Annotated in this window: 26 protein-coding genes; 16 read left to right on the forward strand and 10 right to left on the reverse strand. The window is 69.4% G+C overall.

Features of this window, described 5'->3' with window-relative positions:
* Nucleotides 1-34: 34 nt before the first annotated feature.
* A complete protein-coding gene (locus ACTOQ2_RS20330) occupies nucleotides 35-556 on the reverse strand; it encodes a YbaK/EbsC family protein (RefSeq protein WP_440101329.1) in 522 nt (173 codons plus the stop codon).
* 159 nt (nucleotides 557-715) lie between these two features.
* Between ACTOQ2_RS20330 and ACTOQ2_RS20335 the strand changes: the two genes are divergently transcribed.
* Both ACTOQ2_RS20335 and ACTOQ2_RS20340 read left to right on the forward strand, forming a co-directional pair.
* Nucleotides 716-2,158: a CCA tRNA nucleotidyltransferase gene (locus ACTOQ2_RS20335; protein ID WP_440101512.1), complete on the forward strand. Its 1,443-nt coding sequence runs from the start codon at nucleotides 716-718 to the stop codon at nucleotides 2,156-2,158.
* 124 nt (nucleotides 2,159-2,282) lie between these two features.
* Nucleotides 2,283-3,497 (forward strand): adenosylmethionine--8-amino-7-oxononanoate transaminase, encoded by a 1,215-nt coding sequence (locus ACTOQ2_RS20340; protein WP_440101514.1) that lies wholly within the window; start codon nucleotides 2,283-2,285, stop codon nucleotides 3,495-3,497.
* Nucleotides 3,498-3,530: 33 nt separating this feature from the next.
* Here ACTOQ2_RS20340 and ACTOQ2_RS20345 read toward each other — a convergent pair whose 3' ends face one another.
* Nucleotides 3,531-4,841: an MFS transporter gene (locus ACTOQ2_RS20345; protein ID WP_440101331.1), complete on the reverse strand. Its 1,311-nt coding sequence runs from the start codon at nucleotides 4,839-4,841 to the stop codon at nucleotides 3,531-3,533.
* 135 nt (nucleotides 4,842-4,976) lie between these two features.
* On the opposite strand from ACTOQ2_RS20345, the gene idi reads away from it, so the two are divergent.
* Nucleotides 4,977-5,558, forward strand: coding sequence for an isopentenyl-diphosphate Delta-isomerase (gene idi, locus ACTOQ2_RS20350; RefSeq protein ID WP_440070667.1), 582 nt, complete (start codon nucleotides 4,977-4,979; stop codon nucleotides 5,556-5,558).
* Nucleotides 5,559-5,682: 124 nt separating this feature from the next.
* On the opposite strand, the gene ACTOQ2_RS20355 is transcribed toward idi, so the two are convergent.
* The 3 genes from ACTOQ2_RS20355 to ACTOQ2_RS20365 all read right to left on the reverse strand — a co-directional run bounded on the left by ACTOQ2_RS20355 (nucleotide 5,683) and on the right by ACTOQ2_RS20365 (nucleotide 7,198).
* Entirely contained in the window at nucleotides 5,683-6,006 is a 324-nt protein-coding gene (locus ACTOQ2_RS20355; protein ID WP_440101333.1) for a hypothetical protein, read from the reverse strand.
* Between the two features lie 116 nt (nucleotides 6,007-6,122).
* Nucleotides 6,123-6,557, reverse strand: a complete 435-nt coding sequence (locus tag ACTOQ2_RS20360; RefSeq protein ID WP_440101334.1) for a hypothetical protein — start codon at nucleotides 6,555-6,557, stop codon at nucleotides 6,123-6,125.
* Nucleotides 6,554-7,198: a hypothetical protein gene (locus tag ACTOQ2_RS20365; protein WP_440101336.1), complete on the reverse strand. Its 645-nt coding sequence runs from the start codon at nucleotides 7,196-7,198 to the stop codon at nucleotides 6,554-6,556. The genes ACTOQ2_RS20360 and ACTOQ2_RS20365 overlap by 4 nt, the downstream gene beginning before the upstream one ends.
* 261 nt (nucleotides 7,199-7,459) lie before the next feature.
* On the opposite strand from ACTOQ2_RS20365, the gene ACTOQ2_RS20370 reads away from it, so the two are divergent.
* Together ACTOQ2_RS20370 and ACTOQ2_RS20375 are read left to right on the forward strand one after the other, a co-directional pair.
* Nucleotides 7,460-8,806, forward strand: a complete 1,347-nt coding sequence (locus tag ACTOQ2_RS20370) for a hypothetical protein (protein ID WP_440101338.1) — start codon at nucleotides 7,460-7,462, stop codon at nucleotides 8,804-8,806.
* Nucleotides 8,807-8,837: 31 nt separating this feature from the next.
* Nucleotides 8,838-9,317 carry a hypothetical protein gene (locus ACTOQ2_RS20375; RefSeq protein WP_440101339.1) on the forward strand — a complete coding sequence of 160 codons (480 nt, stop codon included), beginning with the start codon at nucleotides 8,838-8,840 and terminating at the stop codon, nucleotides 9,315-9,317.
* A 175-nt stretch (nucleotides 9,318-9,492) separates the two neighbouring features.
* Here the strand turns inward: ACTOQ2_RS20375 and ACTOQ2_RS20380 are convergent, their stop codons facing one another.
* Together ACTOQ2_RS20380 and ACTOQ2_RS20385 are read right to left on the reverse strand one after the other, a co-directional pair.
* A complete protein-coding gene (locus ACTOQ2_RS20380; protein WP_362688163.1) occupies nucleotides 9,493-10,572 on the reverse strand; it encodes an inositol-3-phosphate synthase in 1,080 nt (359 codons plus the stop codon).
* 30 nt (nucleotides 10,573-10,602) lie between these two features.
* On the reverse strand, nucleotides 10,603-11,277 hold the full coding sequence (locus ACTOQ2_RS20385; protein WP_344744221.1) for a PadR family transcriptional regulator: 675 nt from the start codon (nucleotides 11,275-11,277) through the stop codon (nucleotides 10,603-10,605).
* 637 nt (nucleotides 11,278-11,914) lie between these two features.
* On the opposite strand from ACTOQ2_RS20385, the gene ACTOQ2_RS20390 reads away from it, so the two are divergent.
* From ACTOQ2_RS20390 to ACTOQ2_RS20400, 3 genes are all read left to right on the forward strand, one after another.
* Complete coding sequence (locus tag ACTOQ2_RS20390; protein ID WP_440101341.1) at nucleotides 11,915-14,620, forward strand: transglycosylase domain-containing protein; 2,706 nt, start codon at nucleotides 11,915-11,917, stop codon at nucleotides 14,618-14,620.
* Nucleotides 14,620-15,927, forward strand: a complete 1,308-nt coding sequence (locus ACTOQ2_RS20395; protein ID WP_440101343.1) for a glycosyltransferase family 87 protein — start codon at nucleotides 14,620-14,622, stop codon at nucleotides 15,925-15,927. Before ACTOQ2_RS20390 ends, ACTOQ2_RS20395 begins: the two co-directional genes overlap by 1 nt.
* Before the next feature lie 173 nt (nucleotides 15,928-16,100).
* Nucleotides 16,101-17,237: a hypothetical protein gene (locus ACTOQ2_RS20400; RefSeq protein ID WP_440101345.1), complete on the forward strand. Its 1,137-nt coding sequence runs from the start codon at nucleotides 16,101-16,103 to the stop codon at nucleotides 17,235-17,237.
* Between the two features lie 122 nt (nucleotides 17,238-17,359).
* On the opposite strand, the gene ACTOQ2_RS20405 is transcribed toward ACTOQ2_RS20400, so the two are convergent.
* Nucleotides 17,360-18,118: a deoxyribonuclease IV gene (locus ACTOQ2_RS20405; protein ID WP_440101347.1), complete on the reverse strand. Its 759-nt coding sequence runs from the start codon at nucleotides 18,116-18,118 to the stop codon at nucleotides 17,360-17,362.
* A gap of 95 nt (nucleotides 18,119-18,213) precedes the next feature.
* Here ACTOQ2_RS20405 and ACTOQ2_RS20410 point away from each other — a divergent pair, with 95 nt between their 5' ends.
* Entirely contained in the window at nucleotides 18,214-18,399 is a 186-nt protein-coding gene (locus ACTOQ2_RS20410) for a hypothetical protein (protein ID WP_362688145.1), read from the forward strand.
* A 97-nt stretch (nucleotides 18,400-18,496) separates the two neighbouring features.
* Here the strand turns inward: ACTOQ2_RS20410 and ACTOQ2_RS20415 are convergent, their stop codons facing one another.
* Nucleotides 18,497-18,808 carry a hypothetical protein gene (locus ACTOQ2_RS20415; protein WP_440070662.1) on the reverse strand — a complete coding sequence of 104 codons (312 nt, stop codon included), beginning with the start codon at nucleotides 18,806-18,808 and terminating at the stop codon, nucleotides 18,497-18,499.
* A 256-nt stretch (nucleotides 18,809-19,064) separates the two neighbouring features.
* Here ACTOQ2_RS20415 and rpsF point away from each other — a divergent pair, with 256 nt between their 5' ends.
* The 7 genes from rpsF (at nucleotide 19,065) to ACTOQ2_RS20450 (ending at nucleotide 23,784) form a co-directional block, all read left to right on the forward strand.
* On the forward strand, nucleotides 19,065-19,355 hold the full coding sequence (rpsF, locus tag ACTOQ2_RS20420) for a 30S ribosomal protein S6 (RefSeq protein ID WP_030919721.1): 291 nt from the start codon (nucleotides 19,065-19,067) through the stop codon (nucleotides 19,353-19,355).
* Nucleotides 19,356-19,432: 77 nt separating this feature from the next.
* Nucleotides 19,433-19,996, forward strand: coding sequence for a single-stranded DNA-binding protein (locus ACTOQ2_RS20425; protein ID WP_350968673.1), 564 nt, complete (start codon nucleotides 19,433-19,435; stop codon nucleotides 19,994-19,996).
* Nucleotides 19,997-20,097: 101 nt separating this feature from the next.
* Entirely contained in the window at nucleotides 20,098-20,334 is a 237-nt protein-coding gene (gene rpsR / locus ACTOQ2_RS20430; RefSeq protein ID WP_012895699.1) for a 30S ribosomal protein S18, read from the forward strand.
* Nucleotides 20,335-20,348: 14 nt separating this feature from the next.
* Entirely contained in the window at nucleotides 20,349-20,795 is a 447-nt protein-coding gene (rplI, locus tag ACTOQ2_RS20435; protein WP_344744211.1) for a 50S ribosomal protein L9, read from the forward strand.
* 287 nt (nucleotides 20,796-21,082) lie between these two features.
* Nucleotides 21,083-21,961, forward strand: coding sequence for an ABC transporter substrate-binding protein (locus ACTOQ2_RS20440; protein ID WP_440101350.1), 879 nt, complete (start codon nucleotides 21,083-21,085; stop codon nucleotides 21,959-21,961).
* A gap of 139 nt (nucleotides 21,962-22,100) precedes the next feature.
* Nucleotides 22,101-22,967, forward strand: coding sequence for an amino acid ABC transporter permease (locus tag ACTOQ2_RS20445; protein ID WP_440101352.1), 867 nt, complete (start codon nucleotides 22,101-22,103; stop codon nucleotides 22,965-22,967).
* A 73-nt stretch (nucleotides 22,968-23,040) separates the two neighbouring features.
* Nucleotides 23,041-23,784 (forward strand): amino acid ABC transporter ATP-binding protein, encoded by a 744-nt coding sequence (locus ACTOQ2_RS20450; RefSeq protein ID WP_440101354.1) that lies wholly within the window; start codon nucleotides 23,041-23,043, stop codon nucleotides 23,782-23,784.
* A gap of 51 nt (nucleotides 23,785-23,835) precedes the next feature.
* On the opposite strand, the gene ACTOQ2_RS20455 is transcribed toward ACTOQ2_RS20450, so the two are convergent.
* Entirely contained in the window at nucleotides 23,836-25,455 is a 1,620-nt protein-coding gene (locus tag ACTOQ2_RS20455) for an APC family permease (protein WP_440101356.1), read from the reverse strand.
* Nucleotides 25,456-25,515: the final 60 nt, after the last annotated feature.

The following is a 25,515-nucleotide window of genomic DNA, read 5'->3' on the forward strand; positions in this document are numbered from 1 at the left end:
GGTCGAGTACGGCGCACGCCGGTAATGCTATGGCCTAACCGGCGAGGGGAAAGGTCGCCGGCTCTCTGCGGGAGCCGTGCCGGGTCAGGTCGACGATCTTTCCCGACACCAGTGTGAGCAGATGGTCGGCACGGATCAGGAGTGCCGTACGACGCTCTCCGGTGGGCACGTAAACGGGTGTGACGGTGCGGGTGAGCCGCTCGTCCACCAGCACGGTGAGCGTGGGGGGCAGCAGCAGCGGGCAGACCAGGCCCGAGGCGTAGTCGGTGGCGGAGTTGACGGTGAAGGCCGAGGCCTGCCGGACCCGCCGGGCCTCCAGGATGCCGGCGACCACGCCGGGGCGCGGCGGGGAGCCGACGGAGGTGACGACCGCCACGGGGTCGCGGCCGATCCGCGTCGTGACCTCGAGGACCGTGACTCCCACGCAGATCTCGGGACTCGCCGACAGCACCTCGGGGAGTTCGTCCGAGCATGTCATCGCGCGCGGAAGGCGTACGATCTCATGATGGACCTGGTGTGCGAGGAGCCAGCGGTGGATCGCGAGCGCATCCTTCATGTGTGTGCTCCTTGCCTCGACGCACAGTCCCCGAGGTTCCCTGACCGACCGTAACCTGGTGATCGCTTCAGGTGTATCCCCGCAGGGGAACATGTTCCGTAACCGAAGGACCTACCCGGCTTGTCCCTTTCAAATCTGACCCAGAGCCAGCGCCACGGCATGAGCGAGCTGTTCCGGAAGATCGCACCCGTGGCGGACGAGCTCGGCGAGCTCTTCGCCGCCAGGGGATACCAGATCGCCCTCGTCGGCGGCTCCGTACGCGACGTCTTCCTGGGCAGGATCGGCAACGATCTCGACCTGACCACGGACGCGAGACCCGAGACGGTCCTGGAGCTCGTCCGCGACTGGGCCGACTCCATCTGGACGATCGGCATCGACTTCGGCACCGTCGGCGTCCGCAAGGGCGGGTGGCTGCTGGAGATCACCACCTACCGCAGCGAGTCGTACGATCCCAAGTCGCGCAAGCCCGACGTGGCCTACGGCGACACGCTGGAGGGTGACCTGGCCCGGCGCGACTTCGCGGTCAACGCGATGGCGCTGCGCCTGCCGTCCCGCGATTTCGTCGACCCGCACGGCGGCCTCGACGACCTGCACGCCAAGGTGCTGCGCACCCCGGGCCCCCCCGAGCGCTCCTTCGGCGACGACCCGCTGCGGATGCTCCGCGCGGCCAGGTTCGCCAGCCAGCTCGGCTTCGCCGTCGACCCGGCGGCGCTCGCCGCGATGGGCGCGATGGCCGACAGGATCGACATCGTCTCCGCCGAGCGCATCCGCGACGAGCTGGACAAGCTCATCGGCGGCGGCCACCCCCGCGAGGGCCTGCGGCTCCTCGTCGAGTCCGGGCTCGCCGACCACGTGCTGCCCGAGGTGCCCAAACTCCGTCTGGAGATCGACGAGCACCACCGGCACAAGGACGTCTACGAGCACTCGCTGATCGTGCTGGAGCAGGCGATCGACCTGGAGGAGAGCGGTCCCGACCGGATCCTGCGCTGGGCCGCGCTCCTGCACGACGTGGGCAAGCCGAAGACCCGCCGCCACGAGCCCGGCGGCCGGGTCTCCTTCCACCACCACGAGGTGGTCGGCGCCCAGCTCGCCAGGAAGCGCATGGCGGAGCTGAAGTTCCCCAAGGACGTGGTGGCCGACGTCTCCCGCCTGGTGGAGCTGCACCTGCGCTTCCACGGGTACGGCACGGGCGAGTGGACCGACTCGGCCGTGCGCCGCTACGTCCGCGACGCCGGGCACCTGCTGGAGCGCCTGCACAAGCTGACCCGCGCCGACTGCACCACCCGCAACCGGCGCAAGGCCCAGGCGCTGTCGCAGACCTACGACCAGCTGGAGGAGCGCATCGCCCGGCTGGCCGAGGAGGAGGAGCTCGGCAAGATCCGCCCCGAGCTCGACGGCAACGAGATCCAGGAGCTCCTCGGCGTCCCGCCGGGCCCGGTCGTGGGCCGCGCCTACAGGTTCCTGCTGGAGATGCGTCTCGACCGGGGTGTCCTCGGCAAGGAGGCCGCCGCGGACGCCCTCCGCGAGTGGGCACGGGCGAACGGGGTGGACGGCCGGAGCGGTGATGCCGGCGGTGAGGTGGACCCTGAACGGCGCTCCTGACCTCGGCGGTCCCGGTGGCCTCGGTGGACTCGGTGGCCTCGGCGGTCCCGGCGGCCTTGACGAGATCGCGGGAACGGCCGGGGTCGCGGAGACGGCCGGGGGCGCGGAGATCGCCCCGGCGGAGATCGCCCGGCTCGACCGTGAGCACGTGTGGCACCCCTACGCGGCCACACCCCAGCCGGTGGCGCCGCACGTGGTCTCCCGCGCGGACGGGGTGCGGCTGACGCTCGCCGACGGCCGCGAGCTGGTCGACGGCATGTCGTCCTGGTGGGCGGCGATCCACGGCTACAACCACCCCCGGCTCAACCGGGCGCTGAAGGACCAGCTGGAGGACATGGCGCACGTCATGTTCGGCGGGCTCACCCACGAGCCCGCCGTGCGGCTGGCCGCCACGCTCGCCGCGATGACCGGGCTGCCGAAGGTGTTCCTCGCCGACTCGGGGTCGGTCGCCGTCGAGGTCGCGATCAAGATGGCGTTCCAGTTCACCGGCAGGGGACGGCTGCTCACGGTGAGGGGCGGCTACCACGGCGACACCTTCGGGGCGATGTCGGTCTGCGACCCGGTCAACGGCATGCACCACCTGTTCTCCGGCGTGCTGCCCGAGCACGTGTTCGCCGACCGGCCGCCGCGCGAGTACGACGAGGGCTACGCGGCCCGGCTGGCGGACCTGGTCGCCCGGCACGCCGGCGAGCTGGCCGCGATCATCGTGGAGCCGGTCGTCCAGGGGGCGGGCGGCATGCACTTCTACCACCCGGCCTACCTGCGGCTGCTCCGCGAGCTGGCCGACGAGCACGGCGTCCCGCTGATCGCCGACGAGATCGCCACCGGGTTCGGCAGGACCGGGGAGCTGTTCGGCTGCGACCACGCCGGGATCAGGCCCGACATCATGTGCCTGGGCAAGGCCCTGACCGGCGGCTACATGTCGCTGGCCGCGACGCTGTGCACCGAGCGGGTGGCCAGGGGCGTCGGCGTGCTGGCGCACGGGCCGACGTTCATGGGCAACCCGCTGGCCGCGGCCGTCGCGAGCGCCTCCCTGGAGCTCCTGCGGGAGCGCCCGTGGCGCGAGGAGGTCGGCCGGATCGAGGCCGGTCTCCTCGCGGGCCTGGCCGGGGCCTCGGGGGCACCCGGGGTGAGCGACGTGCGGGTCCTCGGCGCGATCGGGGTGATCGAGGCCCGCGAGCCCGTCGACGTCCCCGCCGTCCAGGACCTCGTCATGCGGCACGGCGTCTGGCTCCGCCCGTTCGGACGGCTGATCTACGCGATGCCGCCCTACTCGATCGGCGACGGCGACCTGGAGAGGGTCACGACGGCGATGACGGCGGCGGCCCGGTCACTGTGAGGGTGACGACGGCGGGCACGGTCACCGTTGAGATCACTGTGAGGGTGACGACGGCGATGACGGCAGCGGCTCGACGGTCCGGGCCGGCGTGACGATCCGGTAGATCACCGCGCCCGCGACGTATCCGGCGGCGATGACCACCAGCACGAGCAGCGACTTGCCGTCCGGCGGGAGCAGTGCCGCCGCCAGGGCCGCGGCCAGCACGTAGCTGCCGTTGAAGAGCATGTCGTAGATGGAGAAGGCCCGGCCGAGGTAGGCGTCCTGCAGGTCGCGCTGGACGGCGGTGTCGGCGCAGATCTTGATGCTCTGCCCGGCGATGCCGAGGACGAAGCCCGCGGCCGCGAACCCCCACTGCTGGAACGGCGCGCAGAGCGCCGCCGTCAGCACCCCGGCGGTGACCAGCATGGCCGGGACCCACCGCTCGATGCCGAAGCGCTCGGTGGCCCACGGCGTGACCAGGATGGCCAGGAAGTAGCCGACCCCCGAGGTGGCGACCACGACGGAGACCGCGTTCAGGGCGTCCTCGGCGTTCTCGGCGAAGTAGTAGCGCGACAGCAGCACGAGCATGGCCGTGCACATGCCGTACATGAACCGGTGGGTCGCCATCGCGCCCATCGCCGCGGCGGCGGCCCGGTGCCGGGCGAGGTGCCGCGCGCCGTCGGTCAGGCCGGTCAGCACGTGGCGTACGGCCTCGCGGGCCTGCGGCCGGTCGGGGTCGTAGGCGGGGCCGAGCAGCCGCCTGCCCATGGTCATGGAGATGAGCGCGCTGAGCCCGAAGACGAGCCCTGAGACGACCAGCAGCACCGCGGTGCCCCGGTGGTCGGAGCCGAAGGCCGCCCGGAGCAGGTAGCCGGCGCCGATGCCCACGAAGGTGAGCACGGTGCCCGAGGTCGGGGTGACCGCGTTGGCCACCATCAGCCGGTCGGCCGGCACGACGTGCGGGAGCGAGGCCCCCAGCGCGGACAGGAAGAAGCGGTTCACCCCGAGCACGCCGAGCGCGGCGGCGTAGAAGATCCCGTCGGGGGCGTCCGCGGCGACGAGCGCCGCCGTGGCGAGCAGCAGCGCCCCGCGGACCAGCGGCGCGATGACCAGGATCTGCCGCCGCGACCAGCGGTCGATGAACACCCCGACGAAGGGGCCCAGGATCGAGTACGGAAGCAGCAGCACGGCCAGCCCGGCGGCGATCTCCACCGCGCTCGTGCTCTTCTCCGGGCTGAAGAAGGCGAACCCGGCCACGGCGAACTGGAAGATCCCGTCGGAGAACTGCGAGACCAGGCGGGTCGCGTACAGCCTCCGGAAGTCCCGACCTTCCAGGACCACGCGTAGATCGGATACGAATGACACGCGCTCAGCTTATGTGCGACGGCGATGGGCGGGCATCGGGAACATCCCTGATGGGGTAGTTGGACATTTCGTACCTTTGACTACGTATCGCTTAGGGGGCGCGGTAAACCGACATGATCACGTACCCTCGGTCGAGTGACACCTGATGAACACGTTGTGCTCGTCGACACCGAGGGAAACGCGATCGGCACGGCGGCCAAGGCCACGGTGCACGGTCTCGACACTCCCCTCCACCTGGCCTTCTCCAGTTACGTGTTCGACGAGCAGGGGCGGGTCCTCCTGTCCCGCCGCGCACTGCACAAGATCACCTGGCCGGGGGTGTGGACCAACAGCTGTTGTGGCCACCCCCTGCCCGGCGAGCCGCTTCCCGAGGCGGTGACCCGCAGGCTCTCGCACGAGCTGGGCCTCGCGGCCGGCCAGGTCGATCTCCTCCTGCCCCGCTTCTCCTACCGCGCGGTCATGGACAACGGCACCGTCGAGCGGGAGCTGTGCCCGGTCTACCGGGTGCTCGTGACCGCGCAGGCGGCGCCCAACCCCGACGAGGTCGACGACGTCCGCTGGATGCCGTGGAAGGAGTTCACCGACGGGGTGCTCGGCGACCGTCTGGCGATCTCCCCCTGGTGCCGCGAGCAGGTTCCGCAGCTGGCCGAGCTCGGTGCCGACCCGCTCGCCTGGCGGGCCGCCGACCCCGCCGATCTCCCGCCCGCCGCCCGCTGACCCACCCGCCGCCCGCCGAAGCGGTGATCTCCCGTCCCGACGGTGTGAGGGTCTCTCACACCGTCGGCCGTTCCACGGCGAGCCCACCGGTCCGGCGCCTTTCCGCGTGTCCGGATGTTTTTGGCTACCGTGCCTGCCCGGTCAGCAGCTGGAGCCACATCTCGCGGGCCTCGCGGTGCGTCCACCGCCCAGCGAAGGCGTGCTCTGCCGGCCTGCCCTGGATCACCCTGTGGATCATGTAGGTGCCGCCGCGAGCGATCAGCTCGAAGTAGACCGCCCGGCAGGCGCACGTGTGCTCCAGCACGCGGTACGGTCCTGGCGCCAACGCCTCCCAATCGAATGCCCGGCGGCCCGGGGCGACGCGTACGGGGTGCGGGCTGATGCCGGGGCAGGTCCATTCACCTCGGGCGTCCAGATCACTGCCCGGGGCGCCGGGGGTGGTCGGCATCCGGAGCTCCTCTCCGGGGATGCGGGGAGCCTGGCGACGACTCCCGGCTCCCCGCGTCTCGCCCCGCCGGTCGCCTGCCGGTATGCCGGGTGATGGGATCACGACCGCCTCCTTCGTCAGACCGGTCCGGCGTGATCGGTCATGAGTTCGTCGGCGAGCGGCGGCGGTTCGCCGGGCGGCACGGCGGTGAGGCTTCTGCCGCGCAGGATCGCGTAGTGCCCGGCGAGTTGTTCGGCGGCGGCGGGCAGCGTCAGCTCGGAGCTGAGCACGGGGGCGCCGGAGTCGCTGAGCCCGGGGCCGGTCCACCAGAACCTCTCGCCGTCGGTGTAGGCCAGGAGCCCGCGATAGAGGGACACGATGGCGTTGCCGGAGCGCAGCGTGTGGACGTCGGCCGAGATGCCGTACACCTCGCTGAGCACGAGGGTCAGGTCCTTGGCCCGCGCGACGGCCTGGCCCTCGGTGTCGGCCGACGGCGCGGCGGCGCATGCGTGGGAAGGAGACACGCCGCCGCGCCTGCTCATGGGATCGCCCTGCGGTGGGACCGCGTTCATGCCGCGGCCTCCCGCCAGGGCTCGTGCCGTCGTGCCGGAGGGGCGTCCGGGGAGCGGCCCCGGCCGGGGGCGACGGCGGGCCCCGGCCGGGGGGTCTGGTGGTCGAGGAGGGAGAGCGGCGGCCGGGCGTTCGAGAGGGTGGTGCCCGGAGGCGGGGCGCCGTGTTCGTGTACGCGGGCGACGGTGCGGGCCCGGCGGTGGGCGAGGGGGTCGCGGGCGAGCGCCAGGCGGACCGCGCGGTTCTCCCGCGTCTCGACCGGCCGGTGCGGGCGGGCGGCGGGCGGTGCCGGGCGGCGGGTGCCGGTGTGTCCGGCGGGCCTGGTGCGCGACGGCGTCGCCTCGGGTGCGGCCTGGCGGGGCGCGGGCACCAGCGGAATCGGCTGCGCCGGGACCTCGCGGGCGGGCTCGAAGGTCGGCAGAGCTCGGCCGAGCCCGAGGCGGCGGCGCGCGTCGAGGCGCTCGGCCATCAGCGCGCCGGTCGGCTGCGCGTACTCGTGGTCGGCGACCTGGCCGGGACAGCCGTGCGCGTAGGGGGCGTGCCCGCAGTCGGCACAGCCCATCGGCAGCGGCGGGGCCTCGGCGAAGCAGCCGCAGCCGCTCGCTGTGGTCCGGTCGAGAACTGGAGCATTAGGGTTGTCCATCGGGTCAGGACTCGCTTCCTGATCAAGGAGCTCGCCCTGGTGTCAGATACCGGTGGCGGGCTCCGCTTTTTAAATAGTCACCTCATGAGATCGCTGTAAAAGCACGTACGGCCAGGTGAGAGTGAGGGAAACTGAGGGAAAGAGCCCTTTCCCCTGCTCTGAAGAGGTGCGCCAATGGCCAGCGGGACTTCCCCCAAGACTCCCCCTTGGGCTGTTCGATTGCGGGAGGAACGGCGCAACCGCGGATGGTCTCACCGGGACATGGCCAAGGAGTTGGCTGGGGTGGCCAGCGAGGAAACGCGTAGCCGTCTTCCTGCACGTGAGAGCATCGTGCGCAATATCAAGAACTGGGAAGCGGGTAGGAATCGGCCGAAGGATCCGTATCCGAAGCTGTATGCCCGAGTCTTCAATCTTGATGAAGTTGCTATCTTCGAGGCCTCATCGCCTGCGCTTCCGGCTCCCGTCGAGAGCGATGAATTGGTGGGCGTCGTGGTGGAACCGGACCTTCCGTGGGTATGGGAACCGCGATCTACAGCAAGCGCCGCTTACGACTTCAGCAGAAGTGATCTAATGCTCGATCGCCGCCAAGCCATCAAAGCACTGTCTATTACAGTCGGACTTCCGCTCATTGATCCTGTTCAGCGCTGGCTCTCCAAGGCTCCAGACGCCCTTCCCGCCGTCCCTGTGACGGGCCGCATCGGCGTCGAAGAGGTAGCTCGGCTTGAGAGAACCGCAGATGTTTTCAGAACTTGGGACGACTCCCAGGGCGGAGGCCTCGCACGTAAGGCGGTGATCGGTCAGCTCAACGAGGTCGCCGACCTGCTGCGAGATTCACATCCGCAGGACATCGCGGTGCGGCTGTTCCACGTGATGGCCGAGCTCGCAAAGATCGCCGCCACGATGAGCTGGGACTGCGGCATGCAGACCACGGCCCAGAAGTACTACGCCCTGGCGCTGCAAGCGTCCAAGCCTGCCAAGGACAAGCCCTTCGGGGCCAGCGTCCTGGCGTCCATGGCCCGCCAACTGCTCTATCTCGACCGGCCACATGACGCGCTGGAGTTGGTCCGCCTCGCGCTGGATGGGGTTCAGGTGGACGGCACTCCCAGACTCCGTGCCATGCTGCACACCCGCGAAGCATGGGCTTACGCCGCGCTCGCCCGACCCGAGGCGTTCCGGAGAGCGACGAACGCGGCCGAGGATGCGTTCGGCGCTATCCGCACTGGGGATCCCGACCCTGACTGGATTGCCTACTTCGACGAGGCCGAACTCGCTGGTGTCACTGGGGGCCGTTACCTGGAGATGTCGCGCCGCAGCGGCCAACACGCGGCCGTCGCTGTACATCACATCGGACGAGCGCTGGAACTCCGCAGACGGACGAGCATGCGCAGCCTTGCCCTGGACCAGGTCGGGCTTGCTCAGGCGCACCTGCGTAACGGCGACCTGGACGAGGCGGTCGTGGTGGGAAGCGCCGCCGCGTACACGGCTGGCCAAGTGCAGTCCGATCGAGTCCGCGTCCAACTACGTGAGCTGCACGCGGAGATCGCAACGCTGCGAGACCCTGCGATGACTGGCCTGAGAGAGCGACTTCAGGAGACACTGGCACGCTGAAAAGATCACTGTTGTCGATCAGGAGACGCTGATGGTGCGTATCGGTGTGAGCGGCCACATGAACTTGACCCCGGATACGGCTCGCCTCGTGTCCGATGCGCTTCGCTCGTACCTGACGGCGGTGGCCGATGATGTGACCGGAGTGTCCTGCATCGCTCGCGGCGCCGACTCGCTGTTCGCCGAGGCCGTATTGGAGGCTGGCGGCGCGCTCGAAGTTGTCCTGCCGTCCCGGGACTACCGGGAGGCCAAGGTCAAGCCAGATCACGCCGAGCAGTTCGACCGGCTGCTGAGCAAGGCCGCCCGGGTGCGCGTGATGGATTTCGACCACGCCAGCCGGGACGCGTACGTCGCGGCCAACGAGGCGATGCTGGGCTCGGTCGACGAGCTCGTGGCGGTGTGGGACGGAGAGTCGTCTGTGGATGCGGGCGGGACGGCGGGCGCTGTGGCGGATGCCCGGCGCCGTGGCGTGCGGGTGATCCGGGTCTGGCCCGAGGGTGCCGCCAGGGAGTGATCGGCGCGGTGACGCACGCCTCTGGGAGGGAGGCGCCGCCGCGCTCCGGCGCAGCGTGGTCGCACCGCCCGAGCCAGGATGGTGCGACGACCGCCGGAAAGGAGAGCCCCCCGGCCCTACGTGGGCCGGGGGGCTCTCGCCGTCTACCGCTCGGTCGTCGTACGACGGCGCCGGGTCAGCGCTCGACCTCGCCGCGGATGAACTTCTCCACGTAGTCGCGCGCCTCGTCGTCGGAGTACTGCTCCGGCGGTGACTTCATGAAGTACGAGGAGGCGGACAGGATCGGGCCGGAGATGCCCCGGTCAAGGGCGATCTTGGCGGCGCGCACCGCGTCGATGATGATGCCGGCGGAGTTGGGGGAGTCCCAGACCTCCAGCTTGTACTCCAGGTTGAGGGGAGTGTCGCCGAAGGACCTGCCCTCCAGGCGCACGTACGCCCACTTGCGGTCGTCGAGCCACGGCACGTGGTCCGACGGGCCGATGTGCACGTCGGCCTTCTGCATCTCGTGCGGGATCTGCGAGGTGACCGACTGGGTCTTGGAGATCTTCTTGGACTGCAGGCGCTTGCGCTCCAGCATGTTCATGAAGTCCATGTTGCCGCCGAAGTTCAGCTGGTACGTGCGCAGCAGCTCGACACCGCGGTCCTCGAACAGCTTGGCCATCACGCGGTGTGTGATGGTCGCCCCGACCTGCGACTTGATGTCGTCGCCGACGATCGGGACCCCGGCGTCGACGAACTTCTGGGCCCACGTGGGGTCGGAGGCGATGAACACCGGCAGCGCGTTGACGAACGCGACCTTGGCGTCGAGGGCGCACTGGGCGTAGAAGCGGTCGGCCTCCTCCGAGCCCACCGGCAGGTAGGACACGAGAACGTCGACCTTGCTGTCCTTGAGGACCTGGACGACGTCGACCGGGGCCTCGTCGGACTCCTCCACCATCTCCCGGTAGTACTCGCCGAGACCGTCGTAGGTGGGACCGCGCTGCACCGTCACGCCGAGCGGCGGCACGTCGCAGATCTTGATCGTGTTGTTCTCCGAGGCCACGATCGCCTCGGACAGGTCACGCCCGACCTTCTTGGCGTCCACGTCGAAAGCCGCGACGAACTCCACGTCGCCGACGTGGTAGTCGCCGAACTTCACGTGCATCAGGCCCGGCACCCGGGCACCGGGGTCGGCGTCCCGGTAGTAGTGCACGCCCTGAATGAGCGACGTGGCACAGTTGCCTACACCGACAATGGCTACGCGCACCGAACCCATGGCACTCGCTCCCCTTTGTTCTCTCAGTGGTCAGTTCTCTTCCGGGGTGGCGTGCCGCCCCGTCGTGCCCGTCCCTGGCGCGGGCGCCCTGGACGTCTCATCTCGCGCGGGCCGCCGTTCCCCCTCCGGCGGCGATGCTCGCCGTTCGGTGGCGATCAGCTCATTCAACCAGCGCACTTCGCGTTCGACCGACTCCAGACCGTGACGCTGAAGCTCGAGGGTGTAGCTGTCCAGCCGTTCGCGCGTACGGGCGAGTGCCGTGCGCACGGCGTCCAGACGTTCCTCCAGCCGGCTGCGGCGACCTTCGAGGATGCGCAGGCGCACCTCGGCCTCGGTGTGCCTGAAGAAGGCGAAGTGCACGCCGAAGCTCTCGTCCTCCCAGGCGGACGGGCCGGCCTGGGTGAGGAGCTCCTGCAGGCGTTCCTTGCCCTCCGCGGTCAGCTTGTAGACGATCTTCGAACGGCGGCCGGGGAGCACGATGGCGCTGTCGGCGGCCGTGGTGGCCGCGGCGGCGTCGCCGTCTTCGACGATCAGCCCGTCGGTGAGCAACTGGCGGAGGCACGGGTAGAGGGAGCCGTAGGAGAACGCCCGGAACATGCCGAGCAGGGCGTTGAGCCGTTTGCGCAGCTCGTAACCGTGTAGCGGGGTCTCGTGCAACGACCCGAGCACGGCCAGTTCCAGCACGCCGCCACGTCCGCCGGCCACTGGAAACCACCACCTCTCGCGTCGATGTATCGAACCGATACATCGACAGGATACGTCCATTCAACATAAGGCTGCAATCAGCGACTTTCCCAAGAGGTTGGGAGCAAACCGCAAAAAGCCGTAGTCTGGCGCGTATGTGGTCACAGCAGGCGGTGGTGGGACACGGCCCCCGCGCGGCGTGGACCGCTTTTCAATGCCGGGAATCCCGCGTCAACGCGGGGGAGGTCTGCCAAGGTTGTTGCTCGAACCACCTGGCGATCTCGTTCGTCCCCGGGAATGGAGATCCACCCGAATAGGCCGGCTACCAGTGAGCCAAGGCGGTGAGGTCTCCGTTGATCAGGAGGTAGTCTCGCCCGCCTGCACGCCGTCATAGACCCCGATGACCAAACGAGGACGCGTGAGTTACAGCCACAGCAATGACCCGGAGCCGGACGGGCGCCATGAGGGCGCCGACGGATCGGCTCGCCAGGGGCGGCGCCGTCGCTCGAGCCCAGGAGCCGCTCCCCGTGCAGTTCCCCCCTCGCAAAACCCTCAAACTGACGCGAGCTGGGATTCTTCCCGGCAGGCACCGCAGGCCCGGCCGCCGCAGAGAGCGGGAGCCGATCCCCGGACCGCGATGATGCCCCAGCCCGGTGGGATGCCCTATCCCGGCGGCGCGTCCCCCCAGTCCGGCGGACCGCCCCGGCGCGACGCGGGCGCCCCCGGCGGCATGCCCCCGCGCGGCCCCGGCGCTCCCGGTGGCCCCGGCGCTCCCGGTGCTCCCGGCGGGATGCCCCCGCGCGGCCCCGGTGCCCCCGGTGAGGCGCGCCGTCGCGACACCGACCCGACCGGCCGCCGCGCCGAGGCCGCCTTCGAGGACACCCAGGCGATGCTCGCCGCCCAGGCGGGCGGCGGGCGTTCCGCCGGTCCGAGGCCGGGCGAGGGCGGGCGCAGGCGCCGCGGGCGCGGCGCGAGCGGTCCCGCCGCGGGCGGACCCGAAGGTCCCGAGGGTCCAGGAGGTCCCGGGGGAGGCGGTCCCGACGGAGACGACGAGCCCGAGGCCAGGAGGTGGACGCGCTTCCTGCCCAACTGGAAGATCGTCATGGCCAGCTTCGTGGTGCTCAGCGCTGGTGTCTTCGGCATGATCGCGGTCGCCTACGCCAACACCCCCATTCCCTCGTCCACGCAGGCCAGCGCGGACGACCGGGGTAGCGTGATCTACTACCGCGACAAGAAGACCGCGATCGCGCGGCTCGGCGTCCAGCGCGTCCCGGTGAAGCTCGCGCAGATCCCCAAGCACGTCCAGGACGCGGTGATCGCCCTGGAGAACCAGACCTTCCGCACCGACAGCGGCATCGACATCGCGGGCATGGCCCGCTCGCTGTGGAGCACCGTGAGCGGAGAGCAGCTCCAGGGCGCCTCGACCATCACCCAGCAGATGGCGCGCGGCTACTACGAGGGTCTCAGCCAGGAGGTCTCGATCCAGCGCAAGATCAAGGAGATCTTCGTCGCGGTCAAGATGAGCAAGACGCTGGAGAAGGACCAGATCCTCGAGGAGTACTTCAACCTCGTCTACTTCGGTCGCGGCGCGTACGGCATCCAGGCGGCCGCGAAGACGTTCTTCGGCAAGAACGTCGGCCAGCTGACCGTGCCGGAGGGCGCCTACCTGGCCGCCCGGGTCCAGAACCCGAACGCCTTCGACGTCCAGGAGCAGAAGGGCGACTACTCCGCGACCAAGTGGCGGTTCGGTGCCGCGCTCAAGAACATGGGGGAACTCGACCCCGCCGCGTACGGCAAGTACGCGGGAAGCTCCTTCGACGATCTGGAGTTCAAGAAGGCCAAGGTCGCGAACACCTACAAGGGCCTCAAGGGCTACATGCTCAACATCGTCCTGCGGGAGCTCAAGGGGCGGGGCATCAAGCAGGAGGACCTGGAGACCGAGGGCTACAAGGTCTACACCACCTTCGACGAGGACATGATGACGGCGGCGCAGAAGGCGGTGAAGGCCCGCACCGCCGGCCTGGAGCGGACCATCCACGCCAGGCTGGCCTCGGTGGACCCGAAGAACGGCCGGGTGCTCGCCTTCTACAGCGGCGACGACTTCGTCAACGACTTCAACAACCGCGCGTTCGACTCCACCAAGCAGGCGGCGTCGGCGTTCAAGCCCTACGTGCTCGCGGCCTGGCTGGAGAACGACAAGTCGCTCGACAGCCTGGTCGACGGCATGCGAACGATCAAGATGCCCGGCACCACCCCGATCAGCAACTCGGGGAACCAGGCGTTCGGGCCGATCGACATGGTCAAGGCGATGGCCAGCTCAGTCAACACCGTCTTCGTGCAGATGGGCGAGGAGGTGACCCTCGACGAGGTGGCGAAGATCGCCAAGACGGCGGGGGTCGGTGAGACGGCCAAGTACAACCCCTCCTACGGAGGCAAGAACGCGGTCGACTACGCGGTCGATGAGCAGAAGTACCAGGTCACCATCGGCAGCGCCTCGGTCACCGCGGTCGAGCAGGCCGCCGGTTACGGGATCTTCGCCAACGAGGGCAAGCACTTCAACTGGCACACCGTCACCAAGGTGACCACGGTCGACGGCTCCCTCGTGCTCCCCGAGCAGGTCGTCGAGACGCAGGTCATCACCCCCGAGACCGCGGCCGACACGACCGTCGCGCTGCAGGCCGTCGTCAGGAGCGGCACCGGTAGCGCCGCCAACCTCGGCACGCGGCCGGTGGCCGGCAAGACCGGCACGAACAACGGCTACAAGGACGCCTGGTTCGTCGGCTTCACCCCGCAGATCGTCACCGCGGTCGGCATGTCCAACGACGTGCCCTACAACAAGGCCGGGACACGCAAGCTCAAGGTCAACAAATACGGCCTGCCGAACCCGAAGATCAAGGACGAGAACATCCTCTGGAAGGAGCAGCCCATGCCCGAGTTCATCGGCGGCGGCGGCACTCCGACCCAGATCTGGCACGACTACATGCAGGTCGTGACCGCCAAGGACGAGGTCCTGCAGTTCCCGCCGCGGGCGAACACCGGGACGCGGAACAACCTGGTCACGCCCACCCCGACGCCCACCGCGACGCCGACGATGGACGACACCAACCCGTTCCCCGACGAGAACGGCGACGACGGCGGCTGGCCGAACGGCAACAACGACGGCGGCGGCGATCAGGGCGAGCCCGACGGCCGCGAGTGCCTGCCCTGGGACGGCTCGTGCGACGTCGGCGACGGCGGCGATCCGGGCAACGATCCGCCGAACGGCGAGCTGGAACAGAACGGCGCGCCGGGCGCGGTCGGCGCCCCCGGCACGCCGGCCGCCGCCCTGGTCCCGACCCCCTCTCCGAGCGGACGGCGTCCCTGATGAAGAACCTCCTGTCGCCGCGAAGCCCGCTGCCCGAGTTAGGCACCCGGGCCATCCCGTACCTGCCCCTGGCCCTGTTCGCGGGGCTGGGGGCGGTCCTGGCCTGGTTCTGGAAGTGGCCGTGCCGCGTCGACGGGGCGTGGAACCACGGGACCCTGCAGTTCACGAACTTCTGTTACACCGACATCTATCCCCTGTGGTGGAACGAGAAGCTCAACGAGGGCAAGATCCCCTATTTCGACTATCCGGTCGAGTACCCCGTCGGCATCGGCGGGATCATGGAGTTCTTCCGCCGGATCGTCACCCCGATGAGCGACCAGGGGACGGCGTTCTACGACCTCACCGTCATCCTCATGGCGCTCTGCCTGGTCGTCGGCGTGCTGCTGATGGCCACGCTGGCCGGTCCCGCCAGGCGCTGGGACGCACTCTGGTACGCCCTGGCCCCCGCGCTGATCCTCACCGCGTACATCAACTGGGACCTGGCGGCCAACGCCCTCGCGCTGGGCGCGCTGCTGGCCTGGTCGAAGCGGAAGCAGTGGCTCGCGGGCATCCTGCTCGGCCTGGCGATCGCCACCAAGTTCTACCCGCTGATGTTCCTCGGCCCGCTGTTCCTGCTGACGCTGCGCACCGGCAGGTGGATGCCGTTCCTCAAGACGATCGGCGGTGTCGCGGGCGCCTGGCTCGTCGTCAACGTGCCGATCATGGTCTTCGCCTTCGACGGCTGGAAGAGGTTCTACGTCTTCAGCCAGGAGCGACCGGCCGACTGGGGTTCCATCTGGTACTTCTTCAACCAGAAGCAGTGGCCGATCCTGGGTGACTCCGAACTCCTCGACAGGCTGGGCGTCGTCTCGCTCGCCGCGTTCTGCCTGGCGATCGCCGTGATCACCCTGACGGCGAAGACCCGTCCCCGCCTGATGCAGCTGTGCTTCCTCACCCTGGCGGCGTTCATGCTGACCAACAAGGTGTGGTCGCCGCAGTACGTGCTCTGGCTGATCCCCTTCGCGGTGCTGGCCAGGCCGGGCTGGAAGCCGATCGCTCTCTGGCAGCTCGCCGAGTGCTGGTACTTCTTCGCGATCTGGCTGTATCTCGTCGGCATCCAGCCGGGCAACGAGGCCCTGGGCATCGCGGGCGACACCTACTTCACCGCCGTGTGGGCCCGCGCGATCACCATTCTGATCATGATGGCGTTCGTCGTACGGGACATCTTCGTCCCGGACAAGGACGTGATCCGCGAAGATGGGACCGACGACCAGGCGGGCGGCGTCTTCGACGGGGCACCCGACCGCTTCAGGCTCGCGCTCTCCTAGCGCCGGTCGGGGCGTCCGCCGGGCGTCCGTGCCCGGCGGGTCCGGTGAATCCGCCGAGGTGGCAGGGGTCGGGACGAGGGTGTTCGCCGAGCGCCAGGGGAGGCGGAGTGGGTCCGTTCGTCGAGCGTCCGAGTCTGGCGGTCCGCCGAGGTGATCCGGAACAATTCGACCTTGTGACCACTCCTTCCGCTCCCCCTCGCGACACCCCTCCGCGCGACACCGCGGCGGAAGGGCTGTTGCTCTGGCTGGCCTCCCGGCTGGGAATCGTCGTCCTGGTCGTCGTCGGCGCGCAGGCGCTGATGGAGGGGGACGCCGTACCGAAGCCGTTCCTGGAGCGCTGGCGCAACTGGGACGCGAACCTCCTCATCACCATCGCCGAGCACGGCTACGACGGCGTCCCGGGCAGCGAGCCCGACAGGGGACTGCCCGCCTTCTTCCCCGGAATGCCGCTGATGCTCCGCGCGGTGCATCTCGTGATCGACGACTGGACGCTCGCCGGTCTGCTGATCTCCCTGGTGGCCGGTGCCGTCGCGATGGCGTCGCTCGCCAGGCTGGCCGAGTTCGAGGGGCCGGAGGGAACCGGCCGGCGCGCGGTGCTGGCGCTGCTGCTCTGGCCGATGGCGGTGTTCCTGTTCGCGGGCTACAGCGAGTCGCTCTTCCTGGCCTTCGCCGTCCCGGCCTGGCTCGCGGCGCGTCAGGGCCGCTGGCCGCTCGCCGCGGCCCTGGCGGCGGGCGCCTCCTGCGTGCGCATCACCGGCCTGTTCCTGGCCGTCGCGCTGATCGTGGAGTTCCTCGTCCGCAGGCAGCCCTTGCGGCAGGCGGGGTGGCTGCTCCTCCCGTTCGTGCCGCCGGCGCTCTACTCCGCCTACCAGTACTCCCGCACGGGCGACTGGCTGGCCTGGAAGAGCGCGCAGGAGGCCGGCTGGGGGCGTCACATGGTGTGGCCCTGGGAGTCGCTGATCACGACCTTGAACGCGGCCGCGGGCGAGGGGCGAATGGCCTGGGCGTTCCGGATGGAGATCGCGGGGGCGATCGTCGGAGTCGGGCTCGTGCTGGTCCTGCTCTTCCTGCGGAGGTGGAGCGAGTTCGTCTACGTGGGGCTCCAGGTGGGCGCGCTGCTGTGCTCCGCCTACTATCTGTCGGTCCCGCGCTCGGCGCTGCTGTGGTGGCCGCTCTTCATCCTCATCGCCAGGGCGAGCGGCGGGCCGGCGCCGTGGCGACGATGGATCATCATCGTCTACGCCCTGGTGGTGGGCCCGTTGATGGCGCTCAACGTATTGATCTTCGCCGACGGGGCCTGGGTGGGCTGAGCCGCGGGGAGAACTCCTTACCCACTCTCCGGGAAAAGTAATCCCATGAAGTTATCCACAGGCTGTGGACCAATTCTCGTCCCGGAGTCTCGTCAGAGCCTCCCTCGGAGCTTCTGGAGCTTCTAGAGCTTCGTCCTGAGGAAGGCGATGTCCTCGGCCTGGCCGTCGAAGGGGGTCTCCACCACGATCGGGGCGTTCGCGCTCCGGCACACCCCCAGGATGAGCTCGGGGTCGATCTGGCCCGCGCCGAGGCTCGCGTGCCGGTCGGCGCCGGAGTCGAAGGCGTCGCGCGAGTCGTTGCAGTGGATCAGGTCGATCCTGCCGGTGATCGCCATGACCCGCTCGACCACGTCCGCCAGGTCCTCGCCGCCCGCGTGGGCGTGGCAGGTGTCGAGGCAGAAGCCCACGTCGAAGCCGTCGAGCGCGTCCCACAGCCGGGCGACGCGCTCGAGCTTGCGCGCCATCGCGTTGCCGCCGCCCGCGGTGTTCTCGATGAGCACGGGGACCTCGTGCTCCTCCAGGCGCTCGAACACCTTGCGCCAGTTGTCGAAGCCCGTCTGCGGGTCGTCTCCGGCGCCGACGTGCCCGCCGTGGACGATAAGCCCCCGGGCGCCCAGCTCGGCCGCCGCCGCGAGGTGCGAGCTCAGCAGCTTGCGGCTGGGGATGCGCACCCGGTTGTTGGCGGTCGCCACGTTGATGACGTAGGGGGCGTGGACGTACACCTCCACGTCCGAGTCCTTGATCTCCCGCATCTTCTCGCCGATGACCGGGGCCTTCCACCCCTTCGGGTCACCGAGGAAGAACTGCACGACCTCGGCGCCGCGCGCCCTGGCATGCGCCAGCGGGTCGTCCTGGTCGACATGAGCTCCGATAAGCGGCATGTATCCGAGAGTAGCCGTTTCAACGCCGAGGGCATGGGCAGTCGCAGGTCGCGCCCCACCGCCCGCCCCCACGGGCCAACCCCAAGGAGTTCCAAGTGGCTGCTCGCTATCGCAGAGGGATCAGTCTCATCGGCCTCATCTACATCCTGATCGGCCTCTACGTCGCCTGGGTGTACGAATACATCACCCCCGCACTCCTGAAGGACATCGCCGAGGCCCTGCTCGCGGTCTTCCTGTGGTTCCTCATCCTGCTGGGCGTGGACCTGCGCCTGGCCGGCTAGCCGTTCCCCGTCCGCGTGCCGCCCGGCGGCCCGGCCCGCATGGCCTGGCCGTCGCGGCCCGGCCTTCGCCGGTGTGGCCCTCGTCAGGTTCGGGACCCTACGGGAGGAAACCCCCGTTGCGGATGCCGAAGGCCACACCGACGAACGAGGCCACGATGCCCACGATGTTCAGCGCGCGCTCCGGCGTCGTCGCGGAGATGTACTGGGAGTAGAGGCCGCCGAAGAACCCCAGCACCCCCAGGAACGACGCCACGGAGTGCGCCGCGGGGAAGAACCCGGCCACGAAGGCGATCAGCCCGCAGAGGATCGTGCAGACGCTCAGCGCGTTCTCCAGGGGGTGGCGCCGCCCGTCGCTGTTCAGCCTGAACCGGGAACGCCCGCTCCGGCCGTGCCCGGACACCTGCGGCATCTTCCCCGCCCCCTTTCCCGGTGAGGACGTGTCTCACCAGGACGTACCCGTTTCCCCTGATGGGGACGTGCCCGGCGAGGTGACGGCCCAACCCTTGCCGGACTGGTAGGCTGGCACGGCTACGTCGAATGGGTGTGTCATGGCCCACCCTCCACCCCGAGCGCCGAAATGGGAGCCCGGGGTGAAGTACGTCAGCGTCCTCCTGTCACGGCACGGTGTCGTGACCGCAAGAGTCCAGAGGAGGTTGGAAGTCAGCATGCGCCGTTACGAAGTGATGGTCATTCTTGACCCCTCGCTCGATGAGCGTACGGTCGCCCCTTCCCTCGACCAGTTCCTCACGGTCGTCCGCAACGACGGCGGCACCGTGGAGAAGGTCGACGTGTGGGGTCGCCGCAGGCTGTCCTACGACATCGCGAAGAAGCCCGAGGGCATCTACGCCGTCATCGACCTGAGCGCCGAGCCCGCCACGGTCAAGGAGCTCGACCGGCAGATGAACCTCAACGAGGGAATCCTGCGCACCAAGGTCCTGCGCCCGGACGTGCACTAATCTCCGGCATTTTGTCGGGCGGCAGCCGTACTCTGAGCCGATAACCAGCGAAGGCCGCAGGAAGGGCAGCGCTAGCCATGGCAGCAGGCGACACCACGATCACCATCGTCGGCAACCTCGTCGACGATCCGGAGCTGCGCTTCACCCCCACGGGGCAAGCGGTGGCCCGGTTTCGCATCGCGTCCACCCCGAGGTTCCTCGACAAGACGACCAACGAGTGGAAAGACGGCGAAGGCCTGTTCCTGACCTGCAACGTGTGGCGGCAGGCGGCGGAGAACGCCGCCGAGAGCCTCCAGCGCGGCATGCGGGTCATCGTTCAGGGACGGCTCCGCCAGAGGTCTTACGAGACCAAGGAAGGCGAGAAGCGCACCGTTTACGAGGTTGAGGTCGACGAGGTCGGCCCCTCCCTGAGAAACGCGACCGCCAAGGTCAACAAGACCGCCCGTCAGGGCGGTGGCGGCGGTGGCGGCTTCGGTGGCGGCCCCGCCAACGACCCGTGGGCCTCCGCGGCGCCGGCCGCACCGCAAGGTGGCGGCTTCTCCGGCGGCGGCGGCAACAACTACGGGGGCGGCGGCGGTCAGCAGCAGCAGGGTGGCGGCGGCTTCGGCGGCGGCGACTTCAGCGACGAACCGCCCTTCTAGGGACGCTCCTGCGGGACGGCCGCGACCGCGTCCCGAAATCCCAGTCCATATCCGCAGCGACCATTCCCGCCTGACGGCGGGGCTCTGAAAGGAGCACCACGATGGCCAAGCCGGCACTGCGCAAGCCTAAGAAGAAGGTTTGCCTGTTCTGCCACGACAAGATCTCCTACGTCGACTACAAGGACACTGCGCTGCTTCGGAAGTTCATCTCCGACCGCGGCAAGATCCGTGCCCGCCGGGTGACGGGCAACTGCACCCAGCACCAGCGTGACGTGGCGACCGCTATCAAGAACGCTCGTGAGATGGCGCTCCTGCCGTACATGAGCACCGCGCGCTAAGGAGGTCCGGACAGATGAAGCTCATTCTCACCAGTGAGGTCACCGGCCTCGGCGCCCCTGGCGACATCGTCGAGGTCAAGAGCGGCTACGGCCGCAACTACCTGCTTCCCCGCGGCTTCGCGATCCTCTGGACGCGTGGCGGCGAGAAGCAGATCTCCTCGATCAAGAAGGCCCGTGACGCTCGCGAGATTCGCGACCTCGGCACCGCCAAGGAAGTCGCCGGCCAGCTGCAGGCCCTGAAGGTGGTCCTGAAGACGAAGGCCGGCGAGTCCGGCCGTCTCTTCGGCTCCATCACCACGGGTGACGTCGCCGAGGCCGTCAAGGCCGCCGGTGGCCCCCTGCTCGACCGCCGTCGCATCGAGATCGCCTCCGCGATCAAGAGCCTCGGTTCCCACCGGGTCAGCGTCAAGCTGCACCCGGAGGTCTCCGCGTCCCTCGATGTCGAGGTCGTCGCGGCCTGACAGGCCCCGTGCGACAAGGGCCCCTCCCCGTTCGCGGGGAGGGGCCCTTGCCCTTCCCCGGTCCTCGCCCTTCCCCGGTTCTCTCCGTTTCCCGGTTCTCCCCCCGGCGTCCTCCCATCGGCCGGGAAAGCCGGTGAGGACCGCCCTTCCCGGTTCTCACACGCGCCCGGAAGGCCGGTGAAAACCCTCTCTCCGCCGGGAAATTTCACATTTTGATATCCCGTTACCCCAGGTCACTGCTAGTACATACAATTCGGGAACCGTTGCTTCGCCCTGGAGGTTTCGCCATGGTCCGTCCCTCGACGCTGCTCGCGCTCGGTGTCCTCGCGGCGACCGCGGTGGCCTGTGCACCGGCCTCGGAAACCACGACCCAGGCGAGCCCCGCGTCCCCGGGCGCCTCCACGGCTCCCAGCGCCTGCGCCAAGGACAGTCCCGCGCTGAAGACCCCCGGCAAGCTGACCATCGGCACCGACAAGCCCGCGTACGAGCCGTGGTTCAGCGACGACGACCCGGCCAACGGCAAGGGCTTCGAGAGCGCGGTCGCCTACGCCGTCGCGGACCGGCTGGGCTTCGCCAAGGGTGACGTCACCTGGGCGACGGTGAAGTTCGACTCCGCGTTCGCACCGGGTGCCAAGCAGTTCGACTTCGACGTCAACCAGGTCTCGGTGACTCCCGACCGGGCCAAGGTCGTCGACTTCAGCAAGGGCTACTACACGGTCAAGCAGGCCGTGGTCGCGCTGGACGGTTCCAAGGTCGCCTCCGCCACGGACCTGGCGGGCCTGAAGGACGCCAAGATCGGCGTGCAGATCGGCACCACCTCGCTGCAGGCGGTCAAGGACGTCATCAAGCCGTCGTCCGAGATCAACGTCTACAACGAGCAGATCGACGCCGTCAACGCGCTGAAGAACAAGCAGGTCGACGCCGTGGTGGTCGACCTGCCCACCGCCTTCTACGTGACCGCGGCCCAGGTCGAGAACTCCAGGATCGTCGGCCAGTTCGGCACGGCCTCCGGGGAGCCCGAGGTCTTCGGCGCGGTCTTCGAGAAGGGCAGCCCGCTGGTGGGCTGCGTCAACGAGGCCATCGACGAGCTGACCGCCTCCGGTGAGCTGGCGAAGATCGAGACCGAGTGGCTCGGCTCCGCCGCGGGCGCACCGGAGCTGAAGTGACCCTGGAGTCCCCTCCGACGTCGCTCATGCTCATGTTGATGTCCGAAGCCGGAACCACGGCCGGAGGCAGAGCCGCAGCCGGGGCAGAGGGTTCGCCGCGGGCGCGGAGCGCGTACGGTCCGCGCCACGGCGGCGCTCGATGAGGAACGACGAGCGCCTGGGGGTTCCCACCGGCTGGGCGAAGAGCGAGCGGCAGCTGGAGCGGGAGCGGCTCCGCAGGAGGTCGTCGATCCGTTCGGGCTCCGTCGCGACGGTCTCGACGATCCTCGTGATCGTCCTGCTGCTCTGGCTCTTCACCACCTCGCCCGGCTGGCCCCGGGTGCGGGAGACGTTCTTCGACCTCGACCAGTTCACCGAGGCGCTGCCGGACGTGCTGAGCGGGTTCCTGCTCAACATCAAGATCTTCCTGATCGCCGAGCCGCTGATCCTCGTGGTGGGAATGCTCGTCGCGCTGGCCCGCAACCTCACGGCGCCGGTGTTCTTCCCGCTGCGCGCTCTCGCGGTGATCTACACCGACGTCTTCCGCGGCGTGCCCACGATCCTCGTCATCTATCTCGTCGGCTTCGGCCTGCCCGCGCTCGGCCTGCAGGGCACGCCGACGGACCTCGCGACGCTGGGCATCATCGCGCTCACCCTCTCGTACGGCGCGTACGTGGCGGAGGTCTTCCGGGCCGGCATCGAGTCGGTGCACCCCAGCCAGCGGGCCGCCGCCCGGTCCCTCGGGCTGAGTCACGGCCAGACCATGCGCCACGTGGTGGTGCCGCAGGCCGTGCGCCGGGTGGTGCCGCCGCTGCTCAACGACTTCGTCTCGCTGCAGAAGGACACCGCGCTCGTCGCCACGATCGGTCCCCTGGAGGCGCTGCGGCAGGCGCAGATCCACGTCGCCAGCACCTTCAACTACACCCCCTACCTGGCGGCGGCGCTGCTGTTCATCCTGCTCACCATCCCTATGGCCCGCTTCACCGACTACCTGGCGGCCCGCTCGCAGCGGCGGCGGGGCCAGTGAGCGGGCGGACCGGGGCGTACGGCGGCGGCGTCCCACCGCCCGGTGAGACAGCGGCGGCACGGGAGGAGAGGGCATGAGCCTGCTGGCCATCGAGGGCCTGTGGAAGAACTACCGCGGTCACAGCGTGCTGCGCGGGATCGACCTGGAGGTCGAGCCGCACGAGGTGGTCTGCCTGATCGGCGCCTCCGGCTCCGGCAAGTCCACCCTGCTGCGCTGCGTCAACCTGCTGGAGACGGCCGACGACGGCACGATCACCCTGGACGGTGAGGAGATCACCGACGCCAGGACCGATCCCGACGACGTGCGCAAGCGCATGGGCATCGTGTTCCAGGCGTTCAACCTGTTCCCGCACATGAGCGTGCTGGACAACATCACGCTGGCGCCGCGCAAGGTGCACAGGAAGGGCAGGAAGCAGGCCGAGTCGCAGGCCCGCGACCTGCTGGCCAGGTTCGGCCTGGCGGACAAGGCGGACGCCTACCCCGACCAGCTCTCCGGTGGCCAGCAGCAGCGTGCCGCCATCATCAGGGCCCTGGCCACCCAGCCTCGCCTGATGCTGCTGGACGAGGTCACCTCGGCCCTGGACCCGGCGCTGGTCAAGGAGGTGCTCGGGATCATCCGGGAGCTCAAGGAGGGGGGCATGACCATGGTCCTGACCACCCATGAGATGGGTTTCTGCCGCGAGATCGCCGACACCGTCTGCTTCCTCGACGGCGGCGTGCTCCTGGAACGAGGCACCCCCGAGCAGATCTTCACCGATCCTCGTGAGCCCCGTACCAGGGAGTTCGTGCAGAGTGTGATCGACGCCCGGCGCCTTTGACCTCTTACCGCTCCCGGGTTCCCGGCCTTGCCGAGGCCTCGGCGGACGGTCTCAGCGGCGGTGCCTGCCGCGGGGCCCGGCGGCGGGTCCGGGGCCGGGACCGCCGGGCGGGCCGAACGGAGGACCGGGTGGACCAGGCGGGCCGGGCGGGCCCGTCCGTCCGGCCCCGGGTCCGTAGTGGGAGCGCCCCGGGGCGGGACGTGCGGGAGTCTCGGGGAGAGGCCGCGCCGTCGTGGCGAGCACGCTGTTGCGCCTTCCGTACACCAGGTAGACCAGCACGCCGAAGGCCATCCAGATGATGAAGTACAGCCAGGTGATGAGCTGCAGGTTCACCATCAGCCACAGGCAGGCGAGGATCGAGGCGATCGGCACGCCGGGAGAGAGCGGGGTGCGGAAACCTCGTGGCAGGTCCGGCATCGTCTGCCGCATCCTGACGACCCCGCCGGCCACGGCGATGAACACGAACAGGGCCCCGATCACGACCAGCGGTTCGAGCGTCAGCACGTCCACGAACTCGGCCAGCAGGATCGCGAGGAATCCGATGGTCACCGTGACCCTCGTCGGGCTGCGGTAGCTACGGTTGATCTTGGAGAGCGAGCGGGGGATCAGCCCGTCGCGCGCCATGGAGAACAGCACGCGGGTCAGGCCGACGAGCAGCACCAGGACGACGGTGGTGAGGCCGAGCACCGCCCCGATGTTGATGACGTGCACCATGAAGCCCTCGCCCGCCTCGCGGAAGGCGCTGGCGAGCGGGGCATCCGTGGAGATCTTGTCATATGGGGTCATCCCGACCATGATCACCGCGACCGCGATGTAGATGACCGTGGTGAGCACCAGCCCGCGGATGATGCCCTTCGGGATCGACCGCGGGGCGTCCTCGGACTCCTCGGCGGCGGTGGCCACGACGTCGAAGCCGATGTACGCGAAGGTGATGGCCGCCGAGGCGGCGAAGATGCCGAACCAGCCGAACGTGCCCGTCTGGCCGAGGAGGAGGCCGAGCAGCGGGGAGTGCAGGGCTTCCTCTGCCCTCCCCGCGGGCACCGCCGGCACCGGGATGGCCGCGAGGTTGCGCTGGTCGAAGTGGAGGGCGCCGACCACGATGACCGCGCCGATGGCCAGCAGCTTGGCGACCACGATGACCCACAGGGTGCGCAGTCCGACGCGGGCGCCCAGGGCCACCACGGCGGTGAGGATCGCCAGGATGAACAGCGTGAACAGGTCGAAACCCGTGGTCTGGCCGACCATGCCCGCGATCACCTCGGGAAGGCGCACGCCGAGGTCGGTGAGCATCTGGGCGGCGTAGAGCGACCAGGCGCGGGCCACCGCCGCGGTGGCCAGCAGGAGTTCCAGGACCAGCGCCCAGCCCACGACCCAGGCCCAGACCTCGCCGAAGATGACGTAGGCGAAGGTGTAGGCGCTTCCCGAACTCGGCATGGCGGAGGACAGCTCGGCGAAGCAGAAGGCCACGAGCAGGCTGGTGATTCCCGCGATCATGAAAGAGAGGATCACGCCCGGTCCGGCCATGTTGGCGGCCTGGCGGCCGGCGAGGCCGAAGATGCCCGCGCCGATCATGACCCCGACGCCGAGGACGATGAGGTCCGCCCCGCGATAAGCCGTGGGAAGGCCGTGGCGCGCACCGGTCAACCGGCCTGTGGCATGGTCCGGCGGCATGCGGCGAACGATCGACGAAGAAGGACCTTCGGGCACGACGCGACCAATCGTGGTGGGCTG

Source organism: Streptosporangium sp. H16 (assembly GCF_051918855.1).
GTDB lineage: Bacteria > Actinomycetota > Actinomycetes > Streptosporangiales > Streptosporangiaceae > Streptosporangium.

Excerpts from the sequence above, each read along its gene's own strand:
- ACTOQ2_RS20330 (WP_440101329.1), bottom strand. The coding sequence starts at position 556 with ATGAAGGATGCGCTCGCGATCCACCGCTGGCTCCTCGCACACCAGGTC.
- ACTOQ2_RS20335 (WP_440101512.1), top strand. The coding sequence starts at position 716 with ATGAGCGAGCTGTTCCGGAAGATCGCACCCGTGGCGGACGAGCTCGGC.
- ACTOQ2_RS20355 (WP_440101333.1), bottom strand. The coding sequence starts at position 6,006 with ATGCCGACCACCCCCGGCGCCCCGGGCAGTGATCTGGACGCCCGAGGT.
- ACTOQ2_RS20360 (WP_440101334.1), bottom strand. The coding sequence starts at position 6,557 with ATGAACGCGGTCCCACCGCAGGGCGATCCCATGAGCAGGCGCGGCGGC.
- ACTOQ2_RS20365 (WP_440101336.1), bottom strand. The coding sequence starts at position 7,198 with ATGGACAACCCTAATGCTCCAGTTCTCGACCGGACCACAGCGAGCGGC.
- ACTOQ2_RS20370 (WP_440101338.1), top strand. The coding sequence starts at position 7,460 with ATGGCCAAGGAGTTGGCTGGGGTGGCCAGCGAGGAAACGCGTAGCCGT.
- ACTOQ2_RS20375 (WP_440101339.1), top strand. The coding sequence starts at position 8,838 with ATGGTGCGTATCGGTGTGAGCGGCCACATGAACTTGACCCCGGATACG.
- ACTOQ2_RS20380 (WP_362688163.1), bottom strand. The coding sequence starts at position 10,572 with ATGGGTTCGGTGCGCGTAGCCATTGTCGGTGTAGGCAACTGTGCCACG.
- ACTOQ2_RS20390 (WP_440101341.1), top strand. The coding sequence starts at position 11,915 with ATGCCCTATCCCGGCGGCGCGTCCCCCCAGTCCGGCGGACCGCCCCGG.
- ACTOQ2_RS20395 (WP_440101343.1), top strand. The coding sequence starts at position 14,620 with ATGAAGAACCTCCTGTCGCCGCGAAGCCCGCTGCCCGAGTTAGGCACC.
- ACTOQ2_RS20405 (WP_440101347.1), bottom strand. The coding sequence starts at position 18,118 with ATGCCGCTTATCGGAGCTCATGTCGACCAGGACGACCCGCTGGCGCAT.
- ACTOQ2_RS20415 (WP_440070662.1), bottom strand. The coding sequence starts at position 18,808 with ATGCCGCAGGTGTCCGGGCACGGCCGGAGCGGGCGTTCCCGGTTCAGG.
- rpsF (WP_030919721.1), top strand. The coding sequence starts at position 19,065 with ATGCGCCGTTACGAAGTGATGGTCATTCTTGACCCCTCGCTCGATGAG.
- ACTOQ2_RS20425 (WP_350968673.1), top strand. The coding sequence starts at position 19,433 with ATGGCAGCAGGCGACACCACGATCACCATCGTCGGCAACCTCGTCGAC.
- rpsR (WP_012895699.1), top strand. The coding sequence starts at position 20,098 with ATGGCCAAGCCGGCACTGCGCAAGCCTAAGAAGAAGGTTTGCCTGTTC.
- rplI (WP_344744211.1), top strand. The coding sequence starts at position 20,349 with ATGAAGCTCATTCTCACCAGTGAGGTCACCGGCCTCGGCGCCCCTGGC.
- ACTOQ2_RS20440 (WP_440101350.1), top strand. The coding sequence starts at position 21,083 with ATGGTCCGTCCCTCGACGCTGCTCGCGCTCGGTGTCCTCGCGGCGACC.
- ACTOQ2_RS20445 (WP_440101352.1), top strand. The coding sequence starts at position 22,101 with ATGAGGAACGACGAGCGCCTGGGGGTTCCCACCGGCTGGGCGAAGAGC.
- ACTOQ2_RS20450 (WP_440101354.1), top strand. The coding sequence starts at position 23,041 with ATGAGCCTGCTGGCCATCGAGGGCCTGTGGAAGAACTACCGCGGTCAC.
- ACTOQ2_RS20455 (WP_440101356.1), bottom strand. The coding sequence starts at position 25,455 with ATGCCGCCGGACCATGCCACAGGCCGGTTGACCGGTGCGCGCCACGGC.